This window comes from Pedobacter sp. PLR, assembly GCF_026239675.1.
GTDB lineage: Bacteria > Bacteroidota > Bacteroidia > Sphingobacteriales > Sphingobacteriaceae > Pedobacter.
This window is the reverse complement of record NZ_JAPIVQ010000002.1, coordinates 430,713-447,117: the sequence shown is the minus strand read 5'-3', so window position 1 is coordinate 447,117 and position 16,405 is coordinate 430,713. Positions and strand designations below refer to the sequence as shown.

Here is a 16,405-nt window from a genome sequence, read left to right as displayed (position 1 = left end):
TTATTACATCAAGCTTGCTGTACTGTTAAAACGGCATTACTATATTATTTCTTCCAGGTGTTATTAGAATCATTCGAATCAGGAAGCACCTTTTCAGGATCTAAGGTCACCGAAACTACTTCTTCTGTCGTCGGATAATTAATCGTCCAGCTGGTATTTCTCATCCAGATATCAACAGGTAACTTGATGACATCCGTCTTTCCACTTTTCGTTTTCACTTCCAGAATGATCGGCATTGGCATTTTTTCCAGATTGGCAATCTGAATATTATAGCCAACAATTGCACCGTCTTTTTTTACCTCTTTAACTTCCGCAATGGCCTGATCTGTTTTCCAGTTTTCCAGGAACCATCCTCTCCAGAACCAGGAAAGATCTTCCCCAGCCCCATTCTCCATAGAACGGAAAAAGTCGAATGGTGTAGGGTGTTTGAAAGCCCAGTTCTCCACATATTTCTTAAATGCGTAATCGAAACGATCTGCACCCAATACCTGATCTCTTAAAATGTTTAAGCCAAAACCTGGTTTATAATATAGGTTCATCCCAATATTGGCTTCTTTCATCGCATCCGGCGTTAACATCACATATTCCAGTTTATCATCGGCTAGTGACTTACCAACAGCCTGCATATCGGCTGGTTTGCGTTTGTACTCTCCATTGTTAAACTCAGCAGCCGACAAACCATTGATGAAAGTATTAAAGCCTTCATCCATCCAGCCATATTTACGCTCATTACTACCCACAATCATTGGGAACCAGGTATGTCCAAATTCATGGTCAATTACCCCCCATGCACTGCCATTTTTAGCTTTCCAACCGCAAAAAACAATACCAGGATATTCCATACCACCCACATTACTGGCCACATTAATCGCCATTGGGTAAGGATATTCGAACCATTTTTTAGAATAATATTCTATAGAAGCTTTCACATATTCGGCACCACGGCCGTAGCCATCTTTGCCATTACTTTCTACCGGATGTGCAGAAATTGCTAAAGATTTTTTACCACTTGGCAGGTTGATCCTTGCAGCATCTACTACGAATGCTTTGGAGGAGGCCCAGGCCACATCACGTGTGTTTTTAATCTTAAATTTCCAGGTTAATTTTCCTGCTCCAGGGCGCGATTTAGGATCGGTCACCTCCTCTTCGGAACGGATGGTCACTACTTTATCACTTTGTTTTGCTTTGTTCCAGCGCGACAATTGCGTTGCTGTAAATACCTCCTGAGGATTTACCAGTTCGCCAGAACCCATTACGATATGGCTTGCAGGAGCGGTAACGGCGAAATCAACGTCTCCGTATTCACAGTAAAACTCTCCGGCACCCCAATATGGAAGTGTATTCCATCCGATGATGTCATCATAAACAGCCATCCTTGGAAACCATTGTGCAATAGAAAAAATCTCCCCGTTTTTAGTGGTCAGATGCCCCATACGGTCGGAACCATTAATCGGAATGATAAAAGAGAAATTCATTTTGATGGTGATCACTTCTCCATTTGCAGCCAATGGCTGATCCAGACGAATCTGCATCCTGGTATCTTCAGTGATCGAAGTAAACTTAACAGGTTTTGCTTTTTGAGCAACGCTAAGCCCTTCAATTTTATAACCTCCGTCTACCTTCTCACCTCTGGCACCATATCGGCTACCAGCAGCAATCAAAGAGTTTCCTCTCGAGCTTTCAGAAAAAAGGTTTTGATCCATTTGCAGCCATAAATAAGGCAACTTATCCGGACTGTTATTTTTATAGGTAATTGTAACCGTACCTGTTACCAGATTTTTGGCTTCATCAAGGTTTGCTGTGATTTGGTAATCGGCACGGTTTTGCCAGTATTTTGGCCCCGGATATCCACTCGCAGAACGGAACTCATTTCCATTCTGGGTGTAAAATAACGGGTTAAATGCGGCATGAGGATCGTAGTTGCCAGTAGCTTGCTGCGCCATGGAACTAAAACCAAATGCGCATAACAATACCCCTAAGAGGGTAAACTTATTCATCATCATAATTTATTGGTTATAGATTCGAACTAAAGGTATAAAATGAATATTTATTCCTAACCATTGTAACGGTTTTATTAGTTCGACTTTAACTTAGGCATCGGCGGTAATTTACGCTGATCCACAGGAAGTTTTTTCCAGTTATTGTAGGCTTTCGCGATATAATAGTTGTAGTTAAAAGGACGTTCGCTCATTACTAAAGCTACATTTGGACGGAACATCACGATGAAGTCTTTCAATTCCTGACCCTGTAATTTCACTAAATCGCCAACGGTTTTCTCGTTGAAGTGTTCTCTGATCTCCGTTTCATAAGCGTCTCTCTCTTCCAGGAAGCGGACTTTCTCTCTTTCTCTTTTCATTTTACCATAACCGAGGTTCACGATCAATCCTCCAGCTCTGTCAGTGTTCTTTTTACCTTCCAGACCATCAGTCATAATCCTTTTAACCGGCTTACCCTGTCCATCCACCAATACAGAAGGATTCACCTTTGCACTCGTAATCTCTACTCCTTTTAACTGGGTAGATTTTACCGGCAGATAAACGATCTTCGGTTTCAGGTCGATTAGATATAAAGTATCGGTATGGTAACCCGCATGTGAGAATTCAATTAAATCCCCCACTTTAGCTGGTAGACTAAACTGCCCGGCAGCTTTAGTTTTTATGGACTTCTTATTGTCCAGGTTTCTAACGAGCACATCCTGCATCGGGAAAGACTTGTTGTCGAAGTCATAAACCGCACCAGTGATTGATGATTGTGCCACCAAACCTAATGGAGCAATACTAACGAAGAATAAAAATAAATATTTAGTCATAGCCAAATGTAACACTGTTTCTACCTATATGAAACTGTTTAACAAAAATTAACAGCAAAAGATTTAACTATTTTAAGATAGTTTCGTAAGCTGCTTCATCAAAACCAATCAGGACAGCTTTTCCATCCAATTCTACCACTGGTCTTTTAATTGCACTCGTATGATTCACCAGGATCTGAACTGCGCTGTCTGTGTCGACAACACTATTTTGTTGCTCCGGGCTCAGCTTTTTCCAGGTGGTTCCTTTTTTATTCAAAACCTTTTCCCATCCAAAAACAGTGCACCATTCCTCCAGCTTTTCTGCCGTAATTCCCTGCTTTTTGAAGTCATGAAATAATGGACTAAGTCCTTGATCTGCCAGCCAGGTTCTTGCCTTTTTTACTGTGTTACAATTTGGTATTCCGTATATGATCATAGGCGCAAAAATAAAATTTATTATCGTTATTATTGTGTTGATTTTATCTTGCTCTGTGGGGGAGCTTAATGAAATTGCAAAAACCAACAACAAAAAGCACAACAACTACCTTAATCATTTGTATTACAGGTAATAAACGGCTTTTTATGAGCTGGAAGCATTTTCAATTCCACCACAATTCCTGGTAATTTCCCTATACTTAATAGTTCTATTCTATGTTTAAACTAACTTTTAAACAACAGGTATTAACAGGATTTACTGTTTCCTTATTGTTTGTACTTGTATCTGCCATCACCTCCTACCTCAGTGTAGAGAAACTAAAGGAGGACACCAAATGGCAAAGTCACACTTATGAAGTCATCAACTTAATTAAAAACACTGAGGTTCAGGTACTGAATTCAGAAAGTGCATTGAGGGGATTTATAATATCTAAAAAAAGTGATTACCTCAGACCATACAATAAAAATGCGCCAATGATCCTGGAAACTGTCCAGGATTTAAAGAGGACACTTTCCGACAATCGCAATCAGATAGAACGCGCCGATTCCCTGGATTTTTATGCCCATAAAAAGGTAGCGGAAATGCAGGAAGTCATACGGATTTACGATAAAGAAGGTGCTGCAGCAGCGGCATTACGGGTGCTCGATGGCCGCGGACAACTTTATAAGGACAAGATACTTGCCTTCAGCAGGAAAATGATTGAGGTCGAGTTCAAGCTCCTTGCCGAACGCAAAGCGAATATCATAGCGAGCAGTCAGAGAAGCACACTGATCATTTTATTAAGTGCGTTGACGATCTTCGGATTAATATTATTCCTGTTTACTTATATCAAAAAGACATTTGATCAACAGAAAGAAACGGAAGGTCATATCAGGGAGTCTAACTTAAAACTAGAAAAGATCTCCGCAGAAAATGAGCAAAAGAACTGGTTGCTTTCCGGCGCGTCGGAGGTAAATGATGCCATGCGCGGAGAACAGGAAGTGGAAGAGCTTTCGGCGAATATCGTGACCCGGATCAGTAATTATATTGGTGCTCCGGTTGGGGCATTTTTCCTGCTCAGTAAGTCGAGAAATGTATTCCGCTATACCGGTGGTTATGCTTATCAACCTAAAAAAGGAGAAACCAGCCAGTACCATTATGGAGAAGGCCTGGTTGGACAAACAGCCACAGAAAAACAAGCTAAATTATTTAAGAATGTACCGCTTAACTACCTTAAAATTCGTTCAGGCTTAGGTAGTGCACTTCCACAAAGCATTTACCTGGTGCCTATTGTATTTGAAGAGCAAACTCTCGCCGTAATTGAGCTTGGTTTACAACAGGATCCTGATGAGAAAACCATCCTGTTCTTGAACACCATCAGTGAAAGTATCGGTTTAGCAGTAAATAGTGCCGTAGCCCGTGTTAAACTAAGAGACTTATTTGAACAAACACAGCAACAGGCAGAAGAACTGGCCAGTCAGCAGGAAGAGTTGAGAACCACCAATGAGGAGCTGATGTACAAAACTGATCAGTTGCAATCTTCGGAAGAGGAACTGAGGGTACAACAGGAAGAATTGCGTCAAACCAATGCGGAGCTGGAAGAAAAAGCGCAGCAACTGGAAGAACGTAATATCTCTATCAACCAGGCGAGAGAGGCCATCAGCTTAAAAGCCGAAGAACTGGAAATTTCCAGTAAATATAAATCGGAGTTTTTAGCCAATATGAGTCATGAGCTCAGAACACCTTTAAACAGTATCCTGATTCTGGCCAGAATATTAAAAGAAAACAGACCGGAAAATCTAAATGAAGACCAAATCAAATATGCAGGTGTTATTCACAATGCAGGTAATGATTTACTGAGCCTGATTAATGACATTCTGGATTTATCTAAAATTGAATCCGGAAAGGTAGACCTGCACATTGAAAAGGTAAAACCGCTTGCCATTAGCCGGAGCATGGAGTCGTTATTTAATGAACTGGCCAGAAGTAAGAAAATTGACTTCCAGACGGCATTGGCAGAAGATCTTCCGGAGGCTATCGTAACCGATCAGTCCAGGGTAGAGCAAATTGTGAAAAACCTGTTGTCTAACGCCTTTAAATTTACGCCGGAATATGGTCAGATTAGCTTAACGATCAGCAGACCGGATAAGGATACCGTGTATTATGCGGAACGCCTCAGAAATACGAAAGAAGAAATCATTGGCATTACGGTTAAAGATTCTGGTATTGGTATTCCGGAAGACAAGCAAAAACTCATTTTTGAAGCCTTCCAGCAAGCGGATGGCTCTACCAGCAGAAAATTTGGTGGTACCGGCCTTGGTTTATCCATCAGCAAGGAACTCGCCTACCTGTTGGGTGGAGAAATTCAGGTGAGTAGTAAACCTAATGAAGGCAGTATTTTTACCTTATATATCCCGGAAAACAATGAGTTCCAGCTGCCGGAACAGGTAGCCATAACGCATCCCGAATCCTATACCCCTACGCCTGCTGTTTTTGATTCCTTAGCTCAGGCTGAAAAACATGGAGATCAGTCGCAAACCATCCTGATTATCGAAGATGATGAGGTTTTTGCTGATGTACTCAACGATTATGCCATAGAAAAGGGTTTCCATCCGCTCCTTGCGTATAGTGGAGATACTGGTTTGGCCATGGCATTTGAGCATTTACCGAATGCGATTGTGCTCGATGTGATGCTACCTGTAATGGATGGATGGACGATCCTTAAAAAACTCAAAGCTGATCCAAGAACGAAACATATCCCCGTCCACATGATGTCGGCAGGAAATGAAAAAGCCAGTAAAGCGAAAAAAGAAGGGGCAATTGGTTTCCTTAAAAAACCAGTGGAGAAAGAACAGTTGGACGAAGCCTTTAATTTGTTAAGTGCTGCCTATCTGAAATATAATTTCAAAAGTGTACTTGTGATCGAAGATCAGGAGTTACAAAGCCGGGAACTGACCGCGCAGCTGACAGAAAAAGGGGTAGATGTAAAACAGGCGTTTACCGGCAAAGAAGCACTTGATCTTCTAAATGATCAGGTTTTTGATTGCATCATCCTCGACTTAAAACTTCCTGACATTTCTGGATTCGACTTATTGGATCAGATTAAATCTCAGCCATTACATGCACATATCCCGGTGATCATCAATACCGCTATGGAACTGGATCAGGAAAAAATGGCGCAGATCATGAGGTATACAGATGCGATGGTATTAAAATCCAACAAGTCTAACGACCGTCTGATTGATGAGGTGAGCTTGTTTATCAATAAACTGAAGCAGGATGGCCCGGCAAAACCCAATACTGGAAAAGGAAAAAGTGTTTCAACAATGGAGAAGGTATTGAAAGACAAAACCATCCTGATTACCGATGATGACATGCGGAATATCTTTGCACTTTCCAGTGCTTTGCAGGTGTACGACCTTAAAATCGTAATTGCAAATAACGGTCGTGAAGCGCTGGAAAAACTGGAAGAATCTGAACAGATCGACCTGGTGTTAATGGACATCATGATGCCGGAAATGGATGGCTATGAAGCCATGAAGGCCATCAGAAAAGAAAAGCGTTTTGCCAAACTACCGATTATAGCGCTTACCGCCAAGGCAATGAAAAACGACCGCGAGCGTTGTATTGAAGCCGGCGCCAATGATTACATTTCTAAACCTGTTGACATGGATAAGCTGTTATCTATGTTAAGAGTCTGGTTAAGTTAATATGCATAAAGAAGAAGAAGATTACCTCAGTTATGATCAGTTAACAGAACTAATTGATTTTGTAAAGAACATTCATGGTTTTGATTTCAGCGATTATTCTCCGGCCTCTTTAAAAAGAAGGGTGACCAGGATTATGCAGTTGCAAAAATTAAGCCTTTTTGACTTACGTACATTACTGACCAATGACCATGATTATTTTGAGTCTTTCCTCATTGAAATTACGGTAAATGTGACTGAAATGTTTAGAGATCCTTCATTTTACCGTTCGGTTAAGGAAAACATCATCCCTTACTTACGCTCCTATCAGCGCATTAAGGTCTGGAATGCAGGTTGCTCTACAGGAGAAGAAGCCTATTCTTTTGCCATCCTCTTTTCGGATGAGGAATTGTATGACCGGAGCTTTTTTTACGGAACAGACATCAATAACGATGTGCTTGACTTCGCCAAAAACGGAATTTATGATTTACAGAAGATGAAACAGTTTTCAGAAAACTATCAAAAGACCGGAGCAATTCATACCCTTTCTGATTATTATACCGCCCGGTATGAGGCCGCATCTATCAATCATTCTTTAAAGAAGAACTTGCTGTTTTCGGCACATAACCTGGCCTCAGACGGCGTTTTTAACGAATTTCAACTGATCTCCTGTCGTAATGTACTGATCTATTTCAATACGGATTTACAGCAGAAAGTGATCGAATTATTTTACAACAGCTTAGCAAATTTCGGCTTCCTGTGTCTGGGCGCTAAAGAAACCTTAAGAAGTACCGAAACCGGTCGTTTTAAGATCATAGATAAGAAAAATAACATTTACCAAAAAATAGCTTAAGGGCCTTTATTATTATCCCTCAGAAAGACCTAACATGGAAAAGATTAATATATTAATTGTTGATGACAGACCCGAAAACATCATTGCATTAGAGGCACTGTTGCAAAGGAAAGACATCAACATCATTACTACCACCAACCCAAATGAGGCATTAAGGATATCCTGGGAGATGGATATTGCCATTGCAATGGTGGATGTTCAAATGCCGGAAATGGATGGATTTGAGCTGGTAGAAATCTTAAAAAGTAACCCCAGGACTAAGGAAATCCTGATCATATTTGTAACCGCCATTTCCAAGGAAACCAAGTATGCTGTAAAAGGACTGAATTCTGGTGCCATAGATTACCTGTACAAGCCATTAGATCCTTATGTAACCTCTGCAAAAGTAGATTCTTTTATCCGCCTGGTGAGAACCGAGCGCGAGATCAAAAGAAAAAATCAGGAGCTGATCGCCTATCAGAAGGAATTGATCATGGCGAAGGAACAGGCAGAACAAGGCAAGCGGATCAAAGAAAATTTCCTGGCCAATATGAGTCATGAGATCCGCACGCCTATTAACGGGATCATCGGATTGGCGAACCTGCTGGGCAAAACAGACCTGAGTCCGGAGCAAAAGGAAATGGTGAGCCTGTTGGAGATCTCTTCTGATTCTCTTTTAGGGGTGATCAATGATATCCTTGACTTATCAAAAATAGAATCCGGAAAGTTCAAAATCAACCGTTCTGAAACTGATCTTTCTAAAATATGTAATTCGGTAGTAAACCTCTTGCGCATTCGTGCAATGGAAAAGGAACTGGACCTCACTATGGATTTAGATGCAGACCTGCCAGGCATTGTGTTGGCAGACTCCCTACGCCTGAATCAGATCTTAATGAACCTGATTGGAAATGCGATTAAATTTACCAACCAGGGATCAGTGCATTTAAAAACAGAGATCATTGATCGAAAAGGAAACAACTTACACATTAAATTTTCCGTGACGGATACCGGTATCGGTATTGCCAAAAACAATATTGAGAAGATATTTGAAACCTTTGAACAGGCCGACGAGCAAACTACCGTAAAATTTGGTGGTACCGGGCTGGGACTTTCTATTGTCAAAAACCTGGCAAAACTAAAAGGTGGCGTCCTGGAGGTTTCCAGTGAAGAAGGAACCGGCAGTACTTTCTCTTTCAGCAACTGGTATGAAACGGTAAAAAACACGGTAGTGATTAAACCGGTAAGCAAACCTTCACTGGATCATTTTCCGGGATTAAGGGTACTTGTAGCTGAAGATAATCCCATCAACAAGTTTCTGATCATCAAAATATTGAAAGACTGGCTGATCATTCCGGATGTTGTTGAAAATGGAAAGGATGCTTTAGAAAAGTTAAAAGAAGCGGATTACGACCTGATCTTAATGGATACGTTTATGCCGGTGATGAACGGTCTGGACGCCATAAAACTCATTCGGGAAGGTTTTGTGAAAGGAAAAGAAAACATTCCGATCATCACCTTCTCCGCGGCTGTTTTAGAAACCGACAAGCAAACCGCTATTGACGCAGGTGCAAATGATGTGCTGAGCAAACCATTTGAGCTGGATGTACTTCATGAAAAAATCAGGAAATACGCGATTAAATAAAGCCGGGTTATTTATTAAAGGCAGTCATCGTTAAAGCTGGGCCAATGGTCACAAAACTCTTGATCAGGTCCACGCTTTTGCCAATCAGTGCCGGAAGTTCTAATTGTTCGTCTTTATCAAAGGGAGCCAATACGTAGTCCGCCTGTCTGCCTTTAGGGAAATTATCACTGATACCAAAACGCAACCTTGGATAGGCCTGTCCGCCGCAAAGCTCTTCAATACTTTTCAAGCCATTATGGCCAGCACTACTCCCCTGCATTTTCAACCGGAGTTTACCCAATGGCAAAGCCAGGTCATCAACGATCACCAATACATTTTCCAATGGAATTCTCAATTCCCTCATGTAATAATTTACCGCTTTCCCACTCAGGTTCATATAAGTGGTTGGCTTGATCACGTGCAGCTTTTTCCCTTTGAAGGAAACCTCTGCATAATACGCCAGACGGATATTAGAAAATCCGCCTCCCAGTTCTTTTACCAGCTCATCAGCGATATCAAAACCAATATTATGACGGGTATGCGCATATTCCGGACCTATATTCCCTAAACCAACAATTAAGTATTTCATCTCCTGCAAATATAATAGTTTAGCTGAGAACAGCCATTGAATCATTTTTTTACGCAAAAAAAAGCAGTACCGTTACCGATACTGCTTTTTTAGATTGGACTAAAAGAAATTATTTCTTGTTAGCTTCGTTCTCAGCTTGTTTTAAAGCTCTTGACATTCCAACAGAAACGATAGTGTCTTCTGGAGTGTTAGTGATCGTGTATGTTGCAGTTGCAAGATCACGTACACGGAACAAGTTACCAACTTCTAATTTTGAGATGCTCACTTCAATGGTTTGAGGCATATCCTTAGGGAATGATCTCACACGAAGTTTACGTAATTTCTGTACTAATTTACCACCCATTTTAACACCTGGAGAAGTACCTGTGATTTTTACAGGAATTTCCATTAAGATTTCTTTGTCATCAAATAACTGAAGAAAATCTACGTGTAATAATAAGTCAGTAAGTGGGTGAAATTGTAATTCTTTAATGATAGCTTTAGTTTTAGTACCATTAATGTCAATTTCAATAAAGTTTGCTTCCGGAGTGTAAATAGCATCCTTTAATTCGGTTGTAATTACAGCAAAGTGTTTTTGCTCAGTACCACCATACAATACCGCAGGAACTTTACCTTCATAGCGAAGCTCTTTAGCATCGCGTTTCCCTACGTTCTCTCTTGGAGAACCGCTAATTGCGATTGTTTTCATTTTATATATATTTATTGTTAGTATATTAAACTTTAAAAAGGTCACTGATAGAACCGTGCTCATTTACATTGGCAATTGCTTTTGCAAATAACTCAGCAGTACTCAATACCCTGATTTTATCACTCTGACGTTTCAAAGGAATGGTATCTGTAACGATCAACTCTGCTAACATCGAGTTTTCTACCGTTTCATAAGCCTTACCTGATAACACAGGGTGTGTACAAACTGCACGAACACTTTTCGCTCCTTTTTCCATGATCAGCGCTGCTGCTTTGGATAAGGTACCTGCCGTGTCGCAAATGTCGTCAATTAAAACAACATCTAAACCAACCACATCACCAATAATCGACATCGACTCAATTTCATTGGCACGTTTACGTCTTTTATCACAGATTACTACTTCAGCGTTGAAGAACTTTGCAAAAGTACGGGCTCTGTAAGAACCACCCATATCCGGTGAAGCAATCGTTAGATTCTCCAGACCTAAGCTTTTGATATAAGGCACGAAAATCACTGATCCATCTAAATGATCTACAGGGATATCGAAGAAACCTTGAATCTGAGCAGCATGAAGGTCCATGGTCATGATTCTGTGGATACCTGCCGATTTCAACAGGTTGGCAACCAATTTGGCACCAATCGCAACACGTGGCTTATCTTTTCTATCCTGTCTTGCCAAACCGTAATAAGGAACTACCGCAGTGATGTAATGAGCAGATGCGCGTTTAGCAGCATCAATCATTAACAACAACTCCATTAAGTTATCATTTGGCTGGTAAGTAGAATTGATGATGAAGACATCGCAACCGCGTACTGTTTCATCGTAAGAAGGTTGGAATTCGCCGTCGCTAAACCTGTTCAAGGTGACGTCACCTAAAGGTTTGCCGTAGCTGTCGGCAATTTTGATTGCTAAGTCTTTTGTACCTGTTCCGGCAAAAAGTTTAACTGGATTAAACTGCAATGGCATGATTAGAGGTGTATCAATGCTGGTTAAAAAAAATCGGATTGTGAAATGAACCACAATCCGAATATGTTTTGTTGCCCGACCAGGATTCGAACCTAGACAAACGGTACCAAAAACCGTTGTACTACCTTTATACTATCGGGCAATCTTTCAATCTTAATTTCGAAGCGGATAATTGTTGCTGTGAAATCGAATGCAAATGTACGCACATTTTTGATATCTGCAAGTCCTGTCGCAAAAAAAGTTTAAAAAAGATTGCACTTAGGATTCAGAAAGGAAATAAACTATTTAAAATGAGGAAGTTGCTCCGGATAAAAAAAATCACTTTTTTTTCAAAAAAAATCAGGCCTGTCCGGATTTCCTGAAAAAGCACCTGCATTTATACCTCAGGCAAGATTAAAATATTTTAAAATAATTTGAAATGGGGCAAAATCCAGGGATATGGAGCTCCCAAAAACCGGGATAATTGGTCAGCCCCGATTATAAAAAGGGAAAAGAAGCGCTATATGGAGGTGTTAAATTTGTTAAACTCCCCCTTACTTTGTTAGTTTATCAATCTTATTCTTTATTTTCGGCTGCATTTAATTAGCGCGACTTTAATAACTATTTAATTAAGAAATGAATTATTCAAAAATCAACAACCTTACCGGCTGGCTTTGTTTTCTGATCGCTGCAGTGACGTACATTCTAACATTAGAACCCTCAGTGAGCTTTTGGGATTGCGGTGAATTTATCGCCTCAGCCTTAAAAATGCAGGTAGTACACCAACCGGGAGCCCCCTTATTCTTAATGATACAGCGGTTCTTCTCCCTTTTTGCATTTGGTGATCTGACTAAAGTCGCTTACTTTATGAATGTAGGCTCTGCCATCGCCAGTGCTGCAACCATCCTGTTCTTATTCTGGACCATCACCGCGCTAGCGAAAAAAGTACTGGTTAAAGAAAATGAAGAAGTAAGTAAATATAACCTGATCTCCATTATGGGTGCAGGTGTAGTAGGTGCTTTAGCTTATACCTTCTCTGACAGTTTCTGGTTCTCAGCAGTAGAATCTGAAGTATATGCACTTTCTTCGCTGTTTACAGCCATCGTATTCTGGGCCATCTTAAAATGGGAAGCCGTTGCCGATGAGCCTCGTGCAGACCGTTGGTTGTTGTTTATCGCTTATATCATGGGTTTATCCATCGGGATTCACCTTTTAAACTTACTAACCATTCCGGCAATCGCCTTTGTTTATTATTTCAAGAAAACTAAAAACCCAACTACCGCCGGAACCATTAAGGCTGGTCTGGTAGGAATCCTGATTCTTGCCGTAATTCAATATGGAATTATTCAATACGTGGTTTCATTTGGTGCTTATTTCGATTTATTCTTCGTGAATACCTTAGGAATGGGCTTTGGAACCGGTGTTCTTTTCTTCGCCATTCTGCTGATTGGTGGGTTTGTCTGGGGAATCAGATATTCCATTAAACACGAGAAAAAGGTCCTTAACCTGGCCTTACTTTCTGCAGTACTAATCCTTTTTGGATACAGCTCCTTCTCGATGATCATCATCCGTGCAAAAGCAAATCCTAACTTAAATAACAGTGCACCGGATAACGTATTCTCTTTCTTAGGTTACCTGAACAGGGAGCAATATGGCGACAGACCTTTATTATTCGGCCCTAACTATAACTCACAGCCGGTTAACACGGTAGAAGGAAAAACATTATACAGAAAAGGTGCAGATAAGTATGAAGTAGCCGGTAAAAAATCGGACTATGAATACGATAGAATCACACCTTTCCCACGCATGTACAGTGATGATGCTGGTCATGTGGCTTACTATAAAGACATGATGGGCTTTAGTGATGATCACTTCCCAAGTTTGATTGACAATATCGGCTTCCTGTTGTCGTACCAAACCGGACAAATGTACATGAGGTACTTCCTGTGGAATTTTGTAGGTAGACAGAATGATGACCAGGGACAAGGTAGTATTTACGAAGGCCAGTGGTTAAGTGGTATCAAAGCAATTGATGCCCTACGCCTTGGTAGTCAGAAAAACCTGCCTCCTTCTATTGTAGACAGCAATGCTTACAACCGTTTCTTCTTCCTGCCGTTCTTATTAGGTATGGCAGGTGCGATCTGGCATTTCAAAAGAAACCAGAAAGATGCAGGAATTGTAGCCTTACTTTTCTTCTTTACCGGTATGGCCATTGTGTTGTACCTGAATCAGAAACCGATGGAGCCAAGGGAACGTGATTACGCTTATGCGGGATCCTTCTATGCCTTTGCCATCTGGGTCGGATTCGGTGTCCTCGCCCTGCGTGAATGGGTATTTAAAAAGATTAACCCGGCTACCGGTGCTGTTTTAGCAACTGTTGCCGGCTTATTTGCCGCACCAGTAATTATGGCTGCCCAGGGATGGGATGATCATGATCGTTCTACTAAAATGGTTGCCCATGATATTGCAGTCGATTACCTGGAATCCTGTGCACCAAATGCCATCCTCTTTACTTATGGTGATAATGATACTTATCCACTATGGTATGCACAAGAGGTGGAAAACATCAGACCTGACATTAGATTAGTCAACCTGAGTTTGTTTGATACGGATTGGTACATCAATGGTATGAAACGTAAAATGAACGAATCTGAGCCACTTCCGATCACTATGAACGAATCACAGTATGTTCAGGGCGTTAGAGACGTGATGTATTACCAAAATGCGGATATCGCAGGTAATATCGAACTGAAGAACATTGTGGAGCTGTTACTTTCTGAAAACAGTGAAGATAAACTGCCGTTAAACGATGGTAGAAAAGTAAACTTCATTCCTACCAAGAACTTTAAGATTACGGTAGATAAAGAAGCAGTGATTAAAAACGGTGTGGTTAGCGCTGCTGATTCTGCCAAAATCGCTCCTGCATTAGAATGGACATTCAACAAAAGCTATGTAACGAAAGGTACACTGGCTATGTTTGACATCCTGGTTCATAACAACTGGAAAAGACCTATCTATTTCGCAAGCACAGTGCCTTCAGAGCAATATAACGGCCTTGACAAGTATCTTTACAATGAAGGCTTAGCTTTACATTTAATGCCTTTAAAAGCAGATACTGCGGTTTCAAGAAATGAACTGATCAATACGCCGGTACTATACAACAATGTGATGAACAAATTTGTATGGGGTAACGTGAAGAATGCTAAATACCTTGATCCACAATCTGCGGATGATATTTCCATCTTTACCAATGTATTCAACAATACCATCAGCGGATTATTGAAAGAAGGTAAAAAAGAAGATGCACAGAAAGTAGTGGCTCGTTATTTTGAAGTCATGCCGGAGAGATTCTATGGCATGCGTTCTATGATGGGGGCTTACTTCATGGCAGAAAACCTGTACCAACTGGATGATGCGAAAAGAGCAAATGCACTGATCGAAAAATCAGCAGATTACATCCTGAAAGAACTGACTTACCTGGCTGATGTTTCTGAAAGCAAAGGAAGGTTTGTAGGCGGGCAAAATGTGCAGTTAGGTCTATCCTTCCTGAACTCTATGGCCAGAACTACTGCCGAGAACAAGCAAACAAAACTAAGCAAGGATTTAACGGATAAATTTAATCTGTTAGAATCAAGATTCTCTCCTTTCTTCCCGGCACAATAAGTTCCGGAACATAAAAAAAGAGCATCCATTTGGGTGCTCTTTTTTTATGCCTGAGATTTTAAAAAAGAACTTCTGTCTATTCTCCCGCAGCGTTGAGCATTGGTTAAGCTCAGCTGCTCCTAAGCCTTTACAAAAGCTGGCTAAAAACAAAAGGGCTGCAATCTTAATTGCAGCCCTTTCTTATATAGAATCAGTATTAGTTTATTCGTTTACCACACCCATTGCACAGAATTTATCAATTCTTTTGGTGATCATGGCATCCGTTTTTAATTTCTTTATCTCTTTAAGATCGCTTACGATACGTTCTTTAATAGTTTCACCCATTGCCTCAGGATTCTGGTGTGCACCTCCCAGTGGCTCTTTAATGATACCATCAATCAATTGATTTTTGTACATATCATCAGAAGTCAGTTTAAGACATTCTGCGGCTCTTTCTTTGAAGTCCCAGCTACGCCATAAAATAGAAGAGCAGGATTCAGGAGAGATTACAGAATACCAGGTATGCTCTAACATATATACACGATCGCCGATACCGATACCCAATGCACCACCTGATGCACCTTCACCAATAACAAAACAAAGGATTGGTACTTTTAGAACAGACATTTCTAACAGGTTACGCGCAATTGCCTCCCCTTGTCCGCGTTCTTCTGCTTCCAGTCCGGGATAAGCACCCATCGTGTCAATAAAAGAAATCACTGGTTTATTGAACTTTTCAGCAAGACGCATTAAACGCAATGCTTTTCTATAACCTTCCGGATTCGCCATACCGAAATTACGGTATTGACGCTCTTTAGTGTTTTTACCTTTCTGGTGTCCGATGATCATTACCGTTTCACCGGCAATAGTCGCGAAACCACCAATAATGGCTTTATCGTCTTTTACTGTTCTGTCACCGTGCATTTCTATGAAATCATCACAGATCATACTGATGTAATCCAGGGTTTGTGGCCTTTCCGGATGACGGGACATCTGAACTTTCTGCCATCCTGTAAGATGGTTGTAAAGCGTCTGCTGAGTTTCAGCTAACTTCTCTTCCAGTTCAGTCAAGGTAGCAGACATATCTACTTTCGTTTTATCGGCAACCTGTTTAACCTTTTCAATCTGCTGAGCTAATTCAACTAAAGGTTTTTCGAAATCAAATGATGTTTTTATCTGTTCCATAAGTGGGCCGTAA

At 40.8% G+C, this 16,405-nt stretch carries 11 protein-coding genes and 1 tRNA gene; 4 read left to right on the top strand and 8 right to left on the bottom strand.

Translation table 11 applies throughout. From position 1 onward, the window contains the following. Nucleotides 1-44 precede the first annotated feature (44 nt). From OQX61_RS05490 to OQX61_RS05480, 3 genes are all read right to left on the bottom strand, one after another. Entirely contained in the window at nt 45-2,003 is a 1,959-nt protein-coding gene (locus OQX61_RS05490; RefSeq protein ID WP_265840667.1) for a M1 family metallopeptidase, read from the bottom strand. A gap of 71 nt (nt 2,004-2,074) precedes the next feature. Then, entirely contained in the window at nt 2,075-2,809 is a 735-nt protein-coding gene (locus tag OQX61_RS05485) for a hypothetical protein (protein ID WP_265840666.1), read from the bottom strand. A gap of 67 nt (nt 2,810-2,876) precedes the next feature. Further along, nucleotides 2,877-3,224, bottom strand: coding sequence for an arsenate reductase (locus tag OQX61_RS05480; protein WP_265840665.1), 348 nt, complete (start codon nt 3,222-3,224; stop codon nt 2,877-2,879). Nucleotides 3,225-3,439: 215 nt separating this feature from the next. Here OQX61_RS05480 and OQX61_RS05475 point away from each other — a divergent pair, with 215 nt between their 5' ends. The 3 genes from OQX61_RS05475 to OQX61_RS05465 are packed head-to-tail and all read left to right on the top strand — an operon-like array spanning nt 3,440 to nt 9,363. Then, a complete protein-coding gene (locus tag OQX61_RS05475) occupies nt 3,440-6,913 on the top strand; it encodes a response regulator (RefSeq protein WP_265840664.1) in 3,474 nt (1,157 codons plus the stop codon). A 1-nt stretch (nt 6,914) separates the two neighbouring features. Further along, nucleotides 6,915-7,742: a protein-glutamate O-methyltransferase CheR gene (locus OQX61_RS05470; protein WP_265840663.1), complete on the top strand. Its 828-nt coding sequence runs from the start codon at nt 6,915-6,917 to the stop codon at nt 7,740-7,742. A 34-nt stretch (nt 7,743-7,776) separates the two neighbouring features. Then, nucleotides 7,777-9,363: a response regulator gene (locus OQX61_RS05465; RefSeq protein ID WP_265840662.1), complete on the top strand. Its 1,587-nt coding sequence runs from the start codon at nt 7,777-7,779 to the stop codon at nt 9,361-9,363. Nucleotides 9,364-9,370: 7 nt separating this feature from the next. On the opposite strand, the gene pth is transcribed toward OQX61_RS05465, so the two are convergent. The 4 genes from pth to OQX61_RS05445 all read right to left on the bottom strand — a co-directional run bounded on the left by pth (nt 9,371) and on the right by OQX61_RS05445 (nt 11,728). Next, the gene (gene pth, locus OQX61_RS05460) at nt 9,371-9,931 is read right to left on the bottom strand and encodes an aminoacyl-tRNA hydrolase (protein ID WP_265840661.1); all 561 of its coding nucleotides are present in this window, start codon (nt 9,929-9,931) and stop codon (nt 9,371-9,373) included. A gap of 109 nt (nt 9,932-10,040) precedes the next feature. Continuing rightward, nucleotides 10,041-10,619: a 50S ribosomal protein L25/general stress protein Ctc gene (locus OQX61_RS05455; RefSeq protein WP_265840660.1), complete on the bottom strand. Its 579-nt coding sequence runs from the start codon at nt 10,617-10,619 to the stop codon at nt 10,041-10,043. A 25-nt stretch (nt 10,620-10,644) separates the two neighbouring features. Further along, nucleotides 10,645-11,586 (bottom strand): ribose-phosphate pyrophosphokinase, encoded by a 942-nt coding sequence (locus OQX61_RS05450; RefSeq protein WP_265840659.1) that lies wholly within the window; start codon nt 11,584-11,586, stop codon nt 10,645-10,647. A gap of 71 nt (nt 11,587-11,657) precedes the next feature. After that, a tRNA-Gln gene (locus tag OQX61_RS05445) sits at nt 11,658-11,728 on the bottom strand. A 473-nt stretch (nt 11,729-12,201) separates the two neighbouring features. Here OQX61_RS05445 and OQX61_RS05440 point away from each other — a divergent pair. Next, the gene (locus OQX61_RS05440) at nt 12,202-15,228 is read left to right on the top strand and encodes a DUF2723 domain-containing protein (protein ID WP_265840658.1); all 3,027 of its coding nucleotides are present in this window, start codon (nt 12,202-12,204) and stop codon (nt 15,226-15,228) included. A gap of 201 nt (nt 15,229-15,429) precedes the next feature. Here the strand turns inward: OQX61_RS05440 and OQX61_RS05435 are convergent, their stop codons facing one another. Next, a complete protein-coding gene (locus OQX61_RS05435; RefSeq protein ID WP_265840657.1) occupies nt 15,430-16,392 on the bottom strand; it encodes an acetyl-CoA carboxylase carboxyltransferase subunit alpha in 963 nt (320 codons plus the stop codon). Between the last annotated feature and the right edge of the window lie 13 nt (nt 16,393-16,405).

What these genes read in the sequence shown, in the direction of transcription:
- OQX61_RS05490 (WP_265840667.1), bottom strand. Translation starts at nt 2,003, where the DNA reads ATGATGATGAATAAGTTTACCCTCTTAGGGGTATTGTTATGCGCATTT.
- OQX61_RS05485 (WP_265840666.1), bottom strand. Translation starts at nt 2,809, where the DNA reads ATGACTAAATATTTATTTTTATTCTTCGTTAGTATTGCTCCATTAGGT.
- OQX61_RS05480 (WP_265840665.1), bottom strand. Translation starts at nt 3,224, where the DNA reads ATGATCATATACGGAATACCAAATTGTAACACAGTAAAAAAGGCAAGA.
- OQX61_RS05475 (WP_265840664.1), top strand. Translation starts at nt 3,440, where the DNA reads ATGTTTAAACTAACTTTTAAACAACAGGTATTAACAGGATTTACTGTT.
- OQX61_RS05470 (WP_265840663.1), top strand. Translation starts at nt 6,915, where the DNA reads ATGCATAAAGAAGAAGAAGATTACCTCAGTTATGATCAGTTAACAGAA.
- OQX61_RS05465 (WP_265840662.1), top strand. Translation starts at nt 7,777, where the DNA reads ATGGAAAAGATTAATATATTAATTGTTGATGACAGACCCGAAAACATC.
- pth (WP_265840661.1), bottom strand. Translation starts at nt 9,931, where the DNA reads ATGAAATACTTAATTGTTGGTTTAGGGAATATAGGTCCGGAATATGCG.
- OQX61_RS05455 (WP_265840660.1), bottom strand. Translation starts at nt 10,619, where the DNA reads ATGAAAACAATCGCAATTAGCGGTTCTCCAAGAGAGAACGTAGGGAAA.
- OQX61_RS05450 (WP_265840659.1), bottom strand. Translation starts at nt 11,586, where the DNA reads ATGCCATTGCAGTTTAATCCAGTTAAACTTTTTGCCGGAACAGGTACA.
- OQX61_RS05440 (WP_265840658.1), top strand. Translation starts at nt 12,202, where the DNA reads ATGAATTATTCAAAAATCAACAACCTTACCGGCTGGCTTTGTTTTCTG.
- OQX61_RS05435 (WP_265840657.1), bottom strand. Translation starts at nt 16,392, where the DNA reads ATGGAACAGATAAAAACATCATTTGATTTCGAAAAACCTTTAGTTGAA.